The organism is Hymenobacter negativus (assembly GCF_017571495.1).
Taxonomy (GTDB): domain Bacteria; phylum Bacteroidota; class Bacteroidia; order Cytophagales; family Hymenobacteraceae; genus Hymenobacter; species Hymenobacter negativus.
Genome location: NZ_JAGETZ010000010.1, coordinates 180708 through 195117, shown reverse-complemented (window position 1 = coordinate 195117; position 14410 = coordinate 180708). Strand labels below are relative to the sequence as shown.

The 14410-nt window shown below is 62.9% G+C and carries 14 protein-coding genes; 5 read left to right on the top strand and 9 right to left on the bottom strand.

Features of this window, described 5'->3' with window-relative positions; all coding sequences use genetic code 11:
• The first annotated feature begins 10 nt into the window (after nt 1–10).
• Nucleotides 11–2257, top strand: a complete 2247-nt coding sequence (locus J4E00_RS19710) for a bifunctional alpha,alpha-trehalose-phosphate synthase (UDP-forming)/trehalose-phosphatase (RefSeq protein WP_208176984.1) — start codon at nt 11–13, stop codon at nt 2255–2257.
• Nucleotides 2258–2264: 7 nt separating this feature from the next.
• Here J4E00_RS19710 and J4E00_RS19705 read toward each other — a convergent pair whose 3' ends face one another.
• The gene (locus J4E00_RS19705; protein WP_208176983.1) at nt 2265–3320 is read right to left on the bottom strand and encodes a chemotaxis protein CheB; all 1056 of its coding nucleotides are present in this window, start codon (nt 3318–3320) and stop codon (nt 2265–2267) included.
• A 349-nt stretch (nt 3321–3669) separates the two neighbouring features.
• Here J4E00_RS19705 and J4E00_RS19700 point away from each other — a divergent pair, with 349 nt between their 5' ends.
• From J4E00_RS19700 to J4E00_RS19690, 3 genes are read left to right on the top strand one after another with little or no spacing between them, the layout of a single operon-like run.
• Complete coding sequence (locus J4E00_RS19700; RefSeq protein ID WP_208176982.1) at nt 3670–4533, top strand: SDR family oxidoreductase; 864 nt, start codon at nt 3670–3672, stop codon at nt 4531–4533.
• Nucleotides 4534–4553: 20 nt separating this feature from the next.
• Nucleotides 4554–5864, top strand: coding sequence for a family 1 glycosylhydrolase (locus J4E00_RS19695; protein ID WP_208176981.1), 1311 nt, complete (start codon nt 4554–4556; stop codon nt 5862–5864).
• The gene (locus J4E00_RS19690; protein WP_208176980.1) at nt 5861–6781 is read left to right on the top strand and encodes an SDR family oxidoreductase; all 921 of its coding nucleotides are present in this window, start codon (nt 5861–5863) and stop codon (nt 6779–6781) included. Before J4E00_RS19695 ends, J4E00_RS19690 begins: the two co-directional genes overlap by 4 nt.
• A gap of 73 nt (nt 6782–6854) precedes the next feature.
• Here J4E00_RS19690 and J4E00_RS19685 read toward each other — a convergent pair whose 3' ends face one another.
• The 3 genes from J4E00_RS19685 to J4E00_RS19675 form a co-directional block, all read right to left on the bottom strand.
• Entirely contained in the window at nt 6855–7112 is a 258-nt protein-coding gene (locus tag J4E00_RS19685) for a hypothetical protein (protein ID WP_208176979.1), read from the bottom strand.
• 109 nt (nt 7113–7221) lie between these two features.
• Nucleotides 7222–7638, bottom strand: coding sequence for a response regulator (locus J4E00_RS19680; protein WP_208176978.1), 417 nt, complete (start codon nt 7636–7638; stop codon nt 7222–7224).
• 26 nt (nt 7639–7664) lie between these two features.
• Nucleotides 7665–8753: a sensor histidine kinase gene (locus J4E00_RS19675; RefSeq protein WP_208176977.1), complete on the bottom strand. Its 1089-nt coding sequence runs from the start codon at nt 8751–8753 to the stop codon at nt 7665–7667.
• A 438-nt stretch (nt 8754–9191) separates the two neighbouring features.
• Here J4E00_RS19675 and J4E00_RS19670 point away from each other — a divergent pair, with 438 nt between their 5' ends.
• The gene (locus J4E00_RS19670; protein WP_208176976.1) at nt 9192–10259 is read left to right on the top strand and encodes an SDR family oxidoreductase; all 1068 of its coding nucleotides are present in this window, start codon (nt 9192–9194) and stop codon (nt 10257–10259) included.
• Between the two features lie 97 nt (nt 10260–10356).
• Here the strand turns inward: J4E00_RS19670 and wrbA are convergent, their stop codons facing one another.
• From wrbA to J4E00_RS19645, 5 genes are all read right to left on the bottom strand, one after another.
• A complete protein-coding gene (gene wrbA, locus J4E00_RS19665) occupies nt 10357–10971 on the bottom strand; it encodes an NAD(P)H:quinone oxidoreductase (protein ID WP_208176975.1) in 615 nt (204 codons plus the stop codon).
• Between the two features lie 253 nt (nt 10972–11224).
• Nucleotides 11225–12169 (bottom strand): oxygen-dependent coproporphyrinogen oxidase, encoded by a 945-nt coding sequence (gene hemF, locus J4E00_RS19660; RefSeq protein ID WP_208176974.1) that lies wholly within the window; start codon nt 12167–12169, stop codon nt 11225–11227.
• 48 nt (nt 12170–12217) lie between these two features.
• Entirely contained in the window at nt 12218–13129 is a 912-nt protein-coding gene (locus J4E00_RS19655) for a universal stress protein (RefSeq protein ID WP_208176973.1), read from the bottom strand.
• Between the two features lie 42 nt (nt 13130–13171).
• Nucleotides 13172–13870, bottom strand: coding sequence for a sulfite exporter TauE/SafE family protein (locus tag J4E00_RS19650; RefSeq protein WP_208176972.1), 699 nt, complete (start codon nt 13868–13870; stop codon nt 13172–13174).
• 4 nt (nt 13871–13874) lie between these two features.
• The gene (locus tag J4E00_RS19645) at nt 13875–14339 is read right to left on the bottom strand and encodes a FixH family protein (RefSeq protein ID WP_208176971.1); all 465 of its coding nucleotides are present in this window, start codon (nt 14337–14339) and stop codon (nt 13875–13877) included.
• Nucleotides 14340–14410: the final 71 nt, after the last annotated feature.

Below are 14410 nucleotides of genomic sequence, written 5' to 3'. Positions count from 1 at the left end.
GTATCAATCCATGTCCAGAACCATTATTATTTCTAACCGCTTGCCCACCAAGGTGCAGCGAACGGCCAGTGGCCTCAGCTTCCAGCCCAGCGAGGGCGGACTGGCCACGGGCCTGGGCTCCATCTACCGGGCCGATGGCAACGTGTGGGTGGGCTGGCCCGGCTTGTTCGTGGACGACCCCGCCGAGCAGGCGCACGTCACCGAGCAGTTGCAGGCCGACAGCATGGCCCCGGTATTCCTGACTGAGGCCGAAATCCGTGATTTCTACGAAGGGTTCAGCAATGGGACGCTGTGGCCCACGTTTCACTATTTCAGCGAATTCTCGCTGTACGAGCAGGCCCATTGGGAGGCGTATGTGGCCGTGAACGAGAAATTTTGCCAAGCCGTGCTGGCGCTGGCGGGCCCGGAAGACACCATCTGGGTGCACGACTACCAGCTGCTACTGCTGCCCGAAATGCTGCGCCGCGAGCGCCCGGAAGCCACCATCGGCTTCTTCCTGCACATCCCCTTTCCGAGCTACGAGCTGATTCGGGTGCTGCCTTGGGGAGCCGAGCTATTGCGCAGCATGTTGGGGGCCGACCTCATCGGCTTCCACACGTACGGGTATATGCATCACTTTCTCAGTGCGGTAGCCCACCTGCTGGGCTTGCCCAACCACAATGGGCAGGTGGAGACGCCCGACCGCACGGTGCTCGTCGATGCCTTTCCGATGGGCATCGACTACCAGCGCTACGCCGAAGCCGCGGCCTCGGAAGTGGCGCAGGCCCACGAGCGCACCTACCGCGAATACCTGGGTGAGACCCGCGTGATTCTGAGCATCGACCGGCTTGACTACACCAAGGGCATTGCCCAGCGCCTGCGGGCCTTTGAGGTGCTGTTGCAGCGGCATCCCGAATGGGTAGGCCAGGTCAGCCTGCTCATGATAGTGGTGCCCTCGCGCGACCAGGTGGCACAATATGCGGGGCTGAAGATGGAAATTGACGAGCTGGTGGGCCGTATCAATGCGCAGTACCGCACCATTAGCTGGAACCCGATTCTCTACTTCTACCGGTCTTTTCCGTTTGAAGAGCTGGCGGCTTTTTACCGGCTGGCCGATGTGGCGCTGGTCACGCCCGTGCGCGATGGCATGAACCTCGTAGCCAAGGAGTTTATTGCCAGCAAAACCGACCAGCGCGGGGTGCTCATTCTCAGCGAGCGGGCCGGCGCGGCCCAGGAGCTGGCCGATGCCCTCCTCATCAACCCCACCGATACCGGCCAGCTGGCTGAAGCCCTGCACGAGGCCCTGCAAATGCCGCCCGAGGAGCAGGCCAGCCGCATGGTTGCCATGCAGGCACTGGTGCGGCAATACGATGTGTTCGCCTGGACCGAGCTGTTTATGAACCGCTTGGCTTACAGCAAAATCAAGCAGGAAACCCTGGCCACCGACGCTCTCAATGCCAACGCCCAAATCCAGCTGCTGGCTGACTACCAGGCCGCCCCGCGCCGCCTGCTGCTGCTCGACTACGACGGTACGCTGATGCGCTTCAGCCCCAACCCCCAGCGCGCTCAGCCCGATGCCGAGCTGCTGGAGCTGCTGGCTGCGCTGGCCGCCGACCCGCAAAACCAGGTCGTCATCATCAGCGGCCGCGACCGGGGCACGCTGCAAACCTGGCTGGGACACCTGCCGCTTGACTTCATTGCCGAGCATGGCGTGTGGCTGCGGCGGGCCGGCGCGGAGTGGCGGCTGTTTCAGGAAGGGTTGCGGGCCGACTGGAAGCGGGACTTCAAGCCGGTGCTGGACCTGTACGTGCGCCGCACGCCGGGCTCCTTCATCGAGGAGAAGGACTACTCGCTGGTGTGGCACTACCGCCGTGCCGATGCCGAGCTGGGCAACGTGCGTGCCCGCGACCTCATGAGCCACCTTACCTTCATGACTTCCAATACCGACCTGCAGGTGCTGGAAGGCAACAAGGTGCTCGAAATCAAGAATGCCGGCCTGCACAAGGGTACCGCCGCCACCCGTTGGCTTACGCCAGAACCGCCCGAATTCATCCTGGCGCTGGGCGACGACCGCACCGACGAAGATACCTTCGGCGCGCTTCCGCCCACGGCTTACACCGTGAAGGTGGGGCGCGGCACCCGCTCGCTGGCCCGCTTTTCCCTAAGCACTGTGGCCGATGTGCGTCGGCTGCTGCGGAGCCTGACTGCCACCGAAGACGAGGCCCGCAATCAGCCACGGCATTCGGTGGCAACAGAAAAAGAACCTGTTGAGGGGTAAACCGTGCCTACGGCAGCTTTTTCTTTTGGAATTGCAGGTCGCTGCTCATGGCCTCGTGTTTCATGATGGAATCGTGCACCACGCGGGCCTGCTTGCCGGTCTGCTCGGCTTTGCGGGAAAACAGGTCGGCTACTTTCGGCTCCTGGTTCTTGGTAAAATAATCGGCGAGGTTGTTTAGCAGCATCTTGGTTTCTTCCAACCCGCGCATGCTCTGGTAAAGCATGCTTTCCACCGATTGGGTGACTTCCGAGAGCAGGGCGTTGACGGTGTAGGCGTGGCCGGTGTGGCAGCGGTACCGCAGCATTTTGCCTTCTACCAGCTGGGTGAGGGCACCGTGGCAATCGGGGCAGGTGAAGGGCGTCAGCTCGCCTTTTTTGATGATGCCCATTTCGAACGCATTGTCGTGCTTGGCAATGGTCAGCTCAATTTGCAGCAGGTCCAGCTCGCTTTTGGTGACGTGGGGCTTGGCCGGAGCTGGCTCCAGGGTCAGGCGCGTGAGCAGGGTACTCATTTCGGCCAGCGGCACTACGTGGTCGGCTTTCACGAACTCCAGCGCGTTGGCAGGCATGGCGGGGGCTTCGGCATCGTGCGGGTCCTGCACCACCGTCACGCCGCCCATTCGCTGCACCGACCACAGCCCCGAAGTGCCGTCGTCGAGGTAGCCGGTTAGCACCACACCAATCACGCGGGGCCCGTACGTATAGGCCGCCGAGCGAAACAGCGCGTCAATGGACGGCCGGAACCGGTTTTCCTTGGGGCCCCGCGTCACGAGCAGGGTGTCGCCTTCCATGAGCAGGTGATGGTCGGGTGGGGCGATGTAAATGGTACCGGGCTCAATGGAGTCGCCATCCTGCGCATGCCGGGCTTTGAGCGGCGATACCCGGCTGAGCAGCTGGGGGAGAAAGCTCTGGGCATAGGCCGCCACGTGCTGCACGATGAGAATAGGAGCCGGAAAATCGTGCGGCAGGGCGGCTACCAAGTCGAGCAGGGCCGTGACGCCCCCGGCGGAAGCACCAATAACAACGATGTCCCGGTGGTGGCTTTGGGGGTGGTGCTGCGTCATGTTGGGTGCCAGTACATAAGAGGCCTGACCAAAGCAAATACGGTAGAAACCCCATTGAGTAACGAATACCGGCCACCAGCCTGCCGCTGCACTACCCCGGCGGCCGGATAGCCAAATTCAGTGTAAAGACCCAGTCAACTACGTAGAAGCCTGCATCATACCATTTGCAAAATCCGTATAAATCACCCTGCTGACGGGTAAGTTCCAACCGTATAAACAGGCAGGGCAGGCTCAAAAAGTCGTTCGATAAGCGGCTTGCCCGCCGTAGTTCCGCTGGAATTTCAGCTCCGTTATTCCTTCCGTTCCTCGTTTTATCTACCAGTAAATCACACTCCTTCATTCTTCGCCTATGGAAACCAAACCGACATCTCTGCCGCCGCAGCACCAAGACCAGCAGCCCGGCCTCGAAACCGAAATGACGCCGCAGCCGGAATACATCCGACCCAATTACCGAGGCAGCGGCAAATTGCAAGACAAAGTGGCCCTCATCACGGGCGGCGACTCTGGCATTGGGCGGGCCGTGGCCGTGCACTTTGCCCGCGAAGGCGCCGATGTGGCCTTCACCTACAAGCCCGAGGAAGAGGAAGACGCCTACTCTACCCGCCAGCTGGTGGAAGCCGAAGGCCGCCGCTGCCTGACCCTGGCCGGCGACCTGCGCGAGCTGGGCTTTTGCGAAAGCATTGTGAGCCAGACGGTGCAGGAGCTGGGCAAGCTCAATATTGTGGTGAGCAATGCCGCTGAGCAGTTCGTCAGCACCGACGTGGCCGAGCTGTCCAATGAACAGTTTGAGGACACGTTTCAGGTCAACTTTTTTGCCATGGTGCGGGTGGTAAAAGTCGCCCTGCCACACCTGAGCGAAGGCGACTCCATCATTGCTACGTCTTCTATCAATGCCTACCGGGGCAACCAGCAGCTTGTCGACTACACTGCCACCAAAGGGGCCATCACGGCCTACATCCGCTCCATTGCGCAGCAGCTGGCGGAAAAGAAAATCCGGGCCAATACGGTAGCGCCCGGCCCCATCTGGACGCCGCTCATTCCAGCCAGCTTCCCACCCGAAAAAGTGGCCAGCTTTGGCAAAGACACCACCATGAAGCGCCCCGGCCAGCCTTCCGAAGTAGCGCCCGCTTACGTGTTTCTGGCCTCGGAAGATGCCTCCTACATCACCGGTCAGGCCATTCACCCCAACGGCGGCGAGGTGCTGAACACCTAGCGCCCCAAACCCATATCGCAATGGAACGCCCAACAAACGTAGAAATCTGGGGCGGAGTGGAGTGCACCTGCCGGCGGGTAGGCGATGACTATTCGGACCAGCTCACGCGCAACGGCCACCGCCATCGACTGGATGACCTGGACCGCTTTGCTGAGATGGGCCTGCGCACCCTGCGCTACCCGGTGCTCTGGGAGCACGTGGCCCCCGAAAGCCTCGACCAACCCGACTGGCAGTGGTCCGATGAGCGCCTGGCCCGACTGCAAGCCCTCAAAATAGAGCCCATTGTGGGCTTGGTGCACCACGGCAGCGGCCCCCGCTACACTTCCCTGGCCGACCCTGGCTTTGCTGAAAGCCTGGCCCGCTACGCCGGCATGGTAGCCGCGCGCTACCCTTGGGTACGCTACTATACCCCCGTAAACGAGCCCCTCACCACTGCCCGCTTCAGCGGCCTTTATGGCCTGTGGTATCCGCATGGTACCGATGACGCCACCTTTGTGCGCCTGCTCTACAACCAGGTACGGGCCACCAAACTGGCCATGCAGGCCATTCGGCGCGTAAACCCCGCCGCCCAGCTCGTGCAAACCGAGGACTTGGGCCAGGCCCACAGCACGCCGGCGCTGGCCCGGCAGGCTGAGTTCGAAAACCACCGCCGCTGGCTCAGCTTCGATTTGCTGAGTGGTGCCGTAACCGCACAGCATCCGCTGTGGAACTACCTGCGCACCAACGGCCTCAGCGCAAATGAACTGGCCGAGTTTCGCTTTGACCCCTGCCCACCCGACATACTGGGCATCAACCACTACGCAACAAGCGAGCGGTATCTGGACGAGCGGCTGACGCACTACCCCGGCCTGGGTGCCGTGCCCGCCACCAGCCGCCGCCCCGCCTACGTGGATGTGGAAGCCCTGCGTGTGGCCGGCGTGGCCACCCTGGGCCTCGAAGGCGTGCTGCGCGAAGCCTGGACGCGCTACCGCCGCCCGTTGGCCGTAACGGAATCGCACCTGGGCTGCACCCGCGAAGAGCAGATGCGCTGGCTAAACCAGGCCTGGGCCGTCACGAACCGGCTTCGCGCCGGCGGCATGGACGTGCGTGCCCTGACGGTGTGGGCGCTACTGGGAGCTTTCGACTGGGACAGTCTGCTCACCCGCGACGGGGTTTCCTACGAGAGCGGCGTGTTTGACGTGCGCGCCGGGCAGCCCCGGCCCACGGCCCTGTTCCGAATGGTGCAAAACCTGGCCCGGCACGGCCACCACGCGCACCCTGTGCTGCAGGGGCCCGGCTGGTGGCAGCGCGACATGCGCTTTTCCTATTTCCCACCTAAGCAGCTTGCATGAAAAATACGCACTCCACCTCCGAACCGGCCCAGCTGCCTGCCGCACCGCCCTTGCTCATCACGGGTAAAAACGGCACGCTGGGCCAAGCTTTTCAAACCCTTTGCCAGTTGCGGGGCTTGGAAGCTGTATGCCTAAGCCGGGCCGAGCTCGACATCACGGATGAAGCGGCCATTGCCCAGGCCCTGCGCCGCTATCAGCCTTGGGCTGTGATAAACACCGCCGGCTATGTGCGGGTCGATGACGCCGAAACCGACGCCGCCCGCTGCTACCGCGAAAACGCCACCGGCCCTGCGCTCCTGGCCCAAGCCTGTGCTGCGCAGGATATCCCATTTCTCACTTTTTCTTCCGACCTGGTTTTCGACGGCGGCCAGGCCCGCGCCTACCTCGAAAGCGACCGGGCCCACCCGCTCAACGTGTATGGCCACAGCAAGCTGCTGGCCGAGCAGGCGGTGCTGACGCGGCACCCCAGGGCGCTGGTGGTGCGCACCAGCGCCTTTTTCAGCGCCTGGGACTCGCATAATTTCGTCCATCATGCCTTGGCGGCTGCCCGTAGCGGCCAGCCCTTCGCGGCCGCCGACAACGTGGCCATCACACCCACCTACGTCCCCGACCTCGTCAATACCGCCCTGGATTTGCTGCTGGATGCTGAACGGGGAATTTGGCATCTCACCAACCAGGGCACCTACACTTGGGCTGAGCTCGCCCGCCTAGCGGTTGGCACTGCCGGCCTCGATGCGGCCTGTGTGGTGCCAAGGCCGTTAGCCGCCTTCGGCTGGGCTGCCACGCGGCCCCACTACAGCGCGCTCAGCAGCCAGCAGGGGCTGCTGCTGCCCACCGTCGAGAGCGGCCTGCACCGCTATCTGGCTGATGAGCAACGCTTGCGCACCATCGAGCCCATTGCTGCCCTCGTGGCGTAGGAGCCTAAAAATCAGAAAAGAACGTCATGCCAAGGGTAGCCGGGGCATGACGTCTCTTTTTCTGGGCTACCGATTAGCGCATGATTTTGCCCCGGTTGTCCCAGTGGCTGGATTTTACTTCCAGGCTGCCGGGCTGGCGCTTGATGGTGCGGGTGTAGCGCTCGCCGGCAATGAGGCCATCGGGGCGGCGCTTGCCGAAAAACAGGGTCACGGGCTCGCCGTGCTCATTGGTTACAAAGGTGATGTCGTAGCCTTTGAACACATCATCGATGCTGGTTTTAGGCTCAAAGGTCTTGCTCAGCTTTTTGTCTAGTTCCGGATGCAGGGGCATAGTTTTAGGGAAATAGTGAGGCCGGGGCTAATTGCTGGCAACAGCCGCATCTGGCCCAGCGGCGGAGTGATTATCAACTGGGCTTGCCCAACTCAGCGTAACGTTCTTATCACGACGTGGCTTCTTTCCCGTTGCCGTGCTGGGCGGCCCGGGCCTGGATGATTTGCAGGTCGGCCTGGTCGAGGGGCTTGTGCAGCAGGCGTTCGACCAAGGGGTATTGTTGCGCCCGGGTTACGTCGAAAGGAGCCAGCGAAGACGTGAGGATGTAAACCGAGCACCGCCCCAGCAGAGCAGCTTCCAGGGGCTTGCATGCTTCCAACACGTCCCAGCCGCTCATCAGCGGCATGTTCAAATCCAGCAGGATGACCTTTGGCGGCGTACCAGCCTGCACTTGCCGCTCCAGAAAGTCAATTGCCTCGGCCGGCGCTTGAAAGCAGGTAAGGGCCTCGACCAGGCCAGCGCGCTCAAAAAGGCGTTCGGTAAAAAAGACAATGGTGGGGTCGTCGTCGATGAGCAGCGTGTGCATAGCCGGCGGGGAAAAAGCGTAAAGGATTAGGGCAGGAAAATGGAAAAGCGCGTGCCTTCATCGACCCGACTTTGCACACTAATGTGCCCGCCCATGCTCTCCACATGGGTTTTGACCAAGTATAGCCCCAGCCCGCGGCCCGGGTGGTTGGGATGGAACCGCTTGTAAAGGCGAAACACGTCGGCCCCGGCCCGCTCCTGGTCGAAGCCCGAGCCATTGTCGGCCACACTGATGCACTGGCCCCTTTCGCCTTCGGGCTCGGCTGTGATTTCCACGCGCAGGGGGCGCTCGGTGGCGCGGTACTTGATGGCGTTGGTGAGCAGGTTGAGGAAAATGCTGTGCAGGTAGGCGCGGTTGGCGCGCACCCGCGCGGTGGCCGGAATAGCTACCTGCACCGTGCCACCGGCCTGCGTCAGCACGTCGGCCAGACCGTGCACCACCTGCTGCACGGCCTCGGCCAGGGGCACAGCCTCGGCGGCCCCGAGGTGCTGCTGGTCGCGGATGGTGAGAATGGTGTTCATGTCGCGCAGCACCTGGTCGAGCTGCTGCAGGTTCTGCTGTAGGTGGGCGTGGGTCGGGGCAAAGTAGGGCGAGTCCGGCGCCTCGGTGCGCAGCAGCTCAACCAGGCCCAGGGCGTTGGCCAGCGGCGAGCGCAGGTTGTGCGAGACAATGTAGGTAAACTGCTGCAGGTCCTGGTTTTGAGTGAAGATTTCCTGCTGGTTTTTCGTTTTCTCGGTAATGTCCCGGGCAATCATGTGCACCCCCACCACCCGGGCCTCTTCCCAGAGCGGCAGCTTCACCACATCCCAGTGCCGCGTCTCGCTGGCTCCCTGCGAGGTGGCCATGTCGAAGCGCACGGTTCGGCCCGAGCAGGCTTCGCGGAGCTTGTCGCTGAACATGGGCCGGACTTCGGGGGGCAAAAACTCGTTGTATTCGCGCCCAATCACCAGCTCTTTGGGCAGCTCGACCAAGGCCAGAAAAGCAGGGTTTGCATCGAGGATGGTACCTGCTTCATTTTGGTAAAGAATGATTTCCGGGGTGTTTTCAAACAAGGACCGGAAGCGGATTTCGCTGGCGGCAATGGGTGCATCCGAAGCCATACGGGACAACTGCAATGGGGAACAAGGGCGGGCGGCGGCCTCGCACACGCGGTCCACCTGGCAACTCGTCATACGGCCCTTTCCGGCCCGAGGATGGTCATTTTGCCAGCAGCAGAACGGTAAAAAGAGCCACCTGCCGCCAGATAAGGTTCTTTTTTATTTAACAGAATCAGCCAACCGCAACCCCCTGCTTTGGTGGTAGGCGCACAGCCCGGCCCTAGCGGCTTACGTTTTACGACGCGGCCCATTGCTCGCGTTGGTTTAAGCAGGCAGTCGGGCAGCCGCCATCTGCCTGCCGGGAGCAGTTCGCGGCATACAAGTAATTCGGCCAGCCGTACAAGGGGGGCGTTTGAATGAGCCGGTAATTTTGCCGAGAGCGCTGCCAGTCCGTATTCGGGCTGGTAAACGGGGCAGGTTCTGCTTCTGACCATTCATTTTTTACGACTTACACCAATGGATAAAATCGCACTTGTAGTGGGCGCCAGCGGCATTGTGGGCAGCAACCTGGCCCGCGAGCTGCTGGCTACGGGCTGGACTGCCTACGGCCTGGCCCGCCGCCCCCAAACGGATATCGTGGGCCTGCGCCCGGTAGCCGCCGACCTGCTGGACCCCGCCAGCCTGGCAACGGCTCTGGCCGATATCAACCCCACGCACGTCTTTCTCACGAGCTGGCTGCGCAACGACACCGAGGCCGAGAACATCCGCGTCAACGGCGCCATGGTGCGCAACCTGCTGGCTGCGCTGGCCCCCAGGCACTCGGTGCAGCACGTGGCACTGGTCACGGGCCTCAAGCATTACCTGGGGCCTTTCGACTCGTATGCGCAAGGCAATGCGCTGCCACCCACCCCACTGCGCGAAGAGCAGCCCCGCCTCGACCTGGAGAATTTTTACTACGCCCAGGAGGATGAGGTGTATGCTGCCGCGGCTCGGGATGGCTTCACCTGGAGCATTCATCGCCCGCACACCATCATCGGCAAGGCCGTGGGCAACCTCATGAACATGGGCACTACGCTGGCCGTGTACGCCAGCATCTGCAAGGAAACGGGGCGGCCTTTTCGCTGGCCCGGCTCGCAGGCGCAATGGGAAGGCCTTTCCGACGTAACCGATGCGCGCGTGATTGCCAAGCAGCTGGCCTGGGCCGCCACCGCCGAAACCGCTCGCAACGAAGCCTTCAACATCACCAACGGCGACTACTTCCGCTGGAGCTGGCTGTGGCCGCGCCTGGCTGCCTGGTTTGGTGTTGAGGCCGCGGGCTTCGATGGCACGGTACATCCGCTGGAAACTGAGCTGGCCGACAAAGCCCCGCTTTGGCGCGACATCGCCACCCGTCATCATTTGGCTGAGCCCGACCTCGACCGCCTGGCCTCGCCCTGGCACACCGACCTGGATTTGGGCCGTCCGATTGAGGTAATGACTGATATGTCGAAGAGCCGCCGAGCCGGCTTCCACGTGTACCAGCGTAGCGACGAGTCGTTTTTCGACCTGTTTGCCCAGCTGCGCACCGACCAGCTGATTCCTTAAAAACCGCCACTATGCACTATTTTCAGGCAAAACAAAGCCCATCCGGGTCACGGATGGGCTTTGTTTTGCCTGACAGAAAACGCCGCTAGATTTCGGGTTATTTCGCAGCCAGTTTGCTGGCAATCTCAGCCGTATGCCGACCCTGGAAGCGGGCGCCTTCCAGTTCGTTTTCACTGGGCTGGCGCTCGCCCTGGCCACCGGCCACGGTGCTGGCGCCGTAGGGCGTGCCGCCGGTTACTTCGCCGTGGCCCATCTGGCCCTGCCAGGCGTAGGGCAGGCCCACAATAACGAAGCCGTGGTGCAGAAGCTCGGTGTGGAAGCTGCGAATGGTGGTTTCCTGGCCGCCGTGCTGGGTGGCCGTGCTCACGAACACGCCGCCGACTTTGCCTACCAGTGCCCCCGTCGCCCACAGGCTACCGGTGCTGTCCATAAACGCCTGCATTTGCCCGCAGAGGTTGCCGTAACGAGTGGGCGTGCCGAAGATGATGGCATCGTACTCGACCAGCTCGCCGGGTGTGGCAACGGGCACGTGGGCGAAAGCCTGCTGGGCCCCGGTCGCGCCGGTTTTATCCAGAACGTCCTGCGATAGTGTTTCGGGCACGCGCTTCACCACTACTTCGTTACCAGTTACTTCACGGGCGCCTTCGGCAATGGCTTCGGCCAGTTTCCATACGTGGCCATAGGTGGAGTAAAACAACACAAGAGTCTTCATGAGAAAGGGAATAGATGGTTGCCGGGCCCGGCAGTACGCCAAGCGCTACGGCTTAGCGCTAAATACGTAAGAGCAGCCCAATTGTCACATATTCCCCAAATCTTAGCCTGCATGGAATACTCTGAGTGAACGAATGCTCCCACAAAGCATACTTCGCTAGTACAGCTTCCAAAATAGACTCTGGCAGTACCCGCTACTCCAAGAACAATAATCGGCCTTTCCCCAATAGCTGCCAAATACTAGGCCTGCTTGGCTATGCCATCACCGGCTCCGGTTTCAGCCAGTCCACGCCCTGCCGGAGCCACTGCTGCGACGCTGCTTCCGGCGAGTCGGGGGTGGGCTCCAGGTTGTAGTGCCACTCGGCCTGGGGCGGCAGGCTCATGAGGATGGATTCGGTGCGGCCGCCGGTTTCGAGGCCGAAGCGGGTGCCCCGGTCGATGGCCAGGTTGAACTCGGCGTAGCGGCCGCGCCGCACCAGCTGCCAGTGCTTTTCGCGCTCGGTGTAGGGCAGGTCGGCATTCTGATGCATAATGGCGCTGTAGCTGCGGCCGTAGAGCTCGCCCACGTCCTGCACGAAGGCAAACAGCTCCTCAAACAGGCCGTCCTTGCCCACGGTGAGGCGGTCGAAAAACAGGCCCCCCACACCCCGCGTCTCGCGGCGGTGGGGCAGGTAGAAGTAGTCGTCGGCCCACTGCTTGAAGCGCTGGTAGTAGCTCCCGTCGTGGCGCTGGCACACCTCGTGCAGCTGCTCATGAAACTGCCGGGCCTGCACCACATCCACATAAATGGGCGTCAAGTCGAGCCCGCCGCCGAACCAGGCCTCGCCATTGCCGGCCTCGAAATAGCGCACGTTCATGTGGGAAATGGGGACGCGGGGGCTGCGCGGGTGCTGCACCACGCTCACGCCGGTAGCAAAGTAGCGCCGGTCGGGCATGAGCAGCTGGCGGGCGGCGGCCTCGCTCATCTCGCCCCACACGGCTGAGAAGGCGACGCCGCCCTTCTCCAACACATCACCCTGCTGAATGACGCGGGTGGAGCCGCCTCCGCCGCCCTCGTGGTGCCAGTCGTCGCGGCTGAAGCGCACGCCGCTGCCGTCGGCCGCCTCCAGCCGGTGGCACAGCCAGTCCTGGAACTGACGCATCCAGTGTTCGACCACCGCGCGCGCTGGGGCAATGGGTAAGAAAGTTGAGCTAGTCATGTCCGTAAAGCAATTGCAGTGAGAAATCAGGCAAAAAAGTGGCCCGCGCTATGCTGGCAACGCGGCGCGGTAAGCAGCTGGCAACTGGCTGGTTTGGGCTTCGCGGCTCAGACGCTCAGCGCAGCGGTCGCAGCAGGACGTGGTGGGAGCGGGGGCGGCCGACCGCACCACCAGCAGCGGAATGCGGGTGTGGTAAGCACTGGTGGCCCGGTAGCAGCCATCGAAGTAGCGCAGCAATTCGGCCGTGCTGCCGGGCGCAATGACCAGCAACTGAGCCTGCACCCGGGCGCAGAACTCGCCGATGCCTTCCAGCGGCGCGTCGTCTTCGAGCAGGTGCGAAGCTGTGGTGGTCCAACCAAGGTGCGATGAGGCGCGGCGCAGCCCTTGCAGCAGTTGCCGCCGACGGGGCCGCTCAGTGGGCGCGTAGAACTGCACCAAATCCAGCGGGGCCGGAAAAGCCGCTTCCAGGGCTGCCAGGCGGGGCAGGATATTCAGCCCCAGCGTAGTGAAATTGGCACAAAAGGCCAGGCGCGTGGGCAGGCTGCGGCGCCCGGGTGGCACCACTAGCACCGGGCAGCTCACGCGCTCGGTGATGGCGGCGGCATGGTTGCCAGGGGCTTCCTGCCGGTCGCAGTCGATGTGCTCCAGGCCCATCACCAGCAGGTCGGCGGCGCAGGTCAGGGCTTCGGTCTGCACGTGGTCGTGCAGGCAGCCGGCTAGCACCCGGTAGCGGTAGCGAATGCGGCGCCCGTCGTGGCGGGTGAGCTGCTGGTAGCGCAGGCGTTCCACCAGGCTGCTGAGGCGCTGCTCCTCGAACATCAACACGGCCGCCGACGCTTCGGCATCGGGGTGGCAGTAGAGCACCACGATTTCGGCCGGCCAGCGCACGGCCAGCTTGTTGGCATAGGCCAGGGTTGCTTCGGCGGCGGTGTGGTCGAGGGGAACGAGGATGGTTTTCATGAACAAGGGAAGTTGCGAAAGAGAGATTGGTATTAGGCTGATTTAATGGCAGTAATGAACGGTGAGAGGCGGACGCTTTGCAGGAACAGCTGTTGCACTTAGCTGCGGGCTCAGGTAGGGAATGCCCAGCCCGAGCCCGCGGACAATGAACAGCACCGCCAGCAGCGCCGCCGTGTAGGGCACTGCCTGCCGCATCCGGGTGCGCCAGGCCAGCGGCACCAGTCGCCCGCTCAGGCTCAGGCCCAGCATCAGGGGTAGGGTACCCAGGCCGAAGCAGGTCATGTAGGCCGCCGCGCCCGCCACGCCTGGTGCACTCAGCGCCCCAGCCAGCGCTAGGTACACCAAGCCGCAGGGCAGCAGGCCGTTGAGCAGGCCCGTGGCGTACATGGCCCGGTTCGAGGGCTGCTGAAACAGGCCGGCCAGCGTGGTTTTCACCCAGGCCAGGGGCCGACTCAGGCCAAGAGTGGCGGCCAGCCGGCTGCTGTAGCGCTCCGGCACGGCCACCAGCACCAGTATCAGCACGCCCGACGTCATGGACAGGCTTTGCTGCACCCCGGCCAGCCGCAGCCCTTGCCCCAGCAGCCCCGCGCCGGCGCCGAGGGTGGCGTAGGTGCTCACGCGGCCCAGCTGGTAGAGTAGGCGGCCGCTGGCCTGGCCGGGCAGTGCCAGCGCCAGGGCCCCGCACATGCCCACGCAGTGGAAGCTACCCAACAACCCAAACAGAAAGCCAGCCCAGAACATAGTTTTACTTGATAAGCAGTTCTTTTTCGACGAAATAGGCTTGCTCGCCAGCCGTGAAATCGAGCCGTACGCGCCAATAGCCGGGCCGCATGGCAGCGGTGCTGAGGCGTTGCTGTAAGTCGGCACTCAGCTGCAAGGGCAGCAAGAAATCCAGCTCCTTATCCGAAGGCCGAAAAAAGTGGAACTGACCCTGTACGGCTTGGCCGGCCAGGGCAGCGGGTAGCTGCAGCTCCACCTGCCCGGCGGCATCCTGAGTCAGCTCCACTGGCGCGGGCAGGGCGGCGGTGCGGGCCACACTTTTCATGCGCTGCCCGTAGGCCAGCTCCTGCTGGTAATAGTCGGTGCTCACCAGGTCGACGGTCGTGCGCATGGCCTGCTGCACCATGTAGCCGATGTAGCCGGCGAAAAGCACGAACACGGTAATGATGGCATAGGGCCAGGTAGTGCGGGTGGGGGAAGAGGGAGTCATTGGGGAATATTTCAAAACGTCATGCCGGGCGCAGCCGAGGCATCTCGCTCGCGCCGTTTGACTCGGTATTG

Excerpts from the sequence above, each read along its gene's own strand:
- J4E00_RS19710 (WP_208176984.1), top strand. The coding sequence starts at position 11 with ATGTCCAGAACCATTATTATTTCTAACCGCTTGCCCACCAAGGTGCAG.
- J4E00_RS19705 (WP_208176983.1), bottom strand. The coding sequence starts at position 3,320 with ATGACGCAGCACCACCCCCAAAGCCACCACCGGGACATCGTTGTTATT.
- J4E00_RS19700 (WP_208176982.1), top strand. The coding sequence starts at position 3,670 with ATGGAAACCAAACCGACATCTCTGCCGCCGCAGCACCAAGACCAGCAG.
- J4E00_RS19695 (WP_208176981.1), top strand. The coding sequence starts at position 4,554 with ATGGAACGCCCAACAAACGTAGAAATCTGGGGCGGAGTGGAGTGCACC.
- J4E00_RS19690 (WP_208176980.1), top strand. The coding sequence starts at position 5,861 with ATGAAAAATACGCACTCCACCTCCGAACCGGCCCAGCTGCCTGCCGCA.
- J4E00_RS19685 (WP_208176979.1), bottom strand. The coding sequence starts at position 7,112 with ATGCCCCTGCATCCGGAACTAGACAAAAAGCTGAGCAAGACCTTTGAG.
- J4E00_RS19680 (WP_208176978.1), bottom strand. The coding sequence starts at position 7,638 with ATGCACACGCTGCTCATCGACGACGACCCCACCATTGTCTTTTTTACC.
- J4E00_RS19670 (WP_208176976.1), top strand. The coding sequence starts at position 9,192 with ATGGATAAAATCGCACTTGTAGTGGGCGCCAGCGGCATTGTGGGCAGC.
- wrbA (WP_208176975.1), bottom strand. The coding sequence starts at position 10,971 with ATGAAGACTCTTGTGTTGTTTTACTCCACCTATGGCCACGTATGGAAA.
- hemF (WP_208176974.1), bottom strand. The coding sequence starts at position 12,169 with ATGACTAGCTCAACTTTCTTACCCATTGCCCCAGCGCGCGCGGTGGTC.
- J4E00_RS19655 (WP_208176973.1), bottom strand. The coding sequence starts at position 13,129 with ATGAAAACCATCCTCGTTCCCCTCGACCACACCGCCGCCGAAGCAACC.
- J4E00_RS19650 (WP_208176972.1), bottom strand. The coding sequence starts at position 13,870 with ATGTTCTGGGCTGGCTTTCTGTTTGGGTTGTTGGGTAGCTTCCACTGC.
- J4E00_RS19645 (WP_208176971.1), bottom strand. The coding sequence starts at position 14,339 with ATGACTCCCTCTTCCCCCACCCGCACTACCTGGCCCTATGCCATCATT.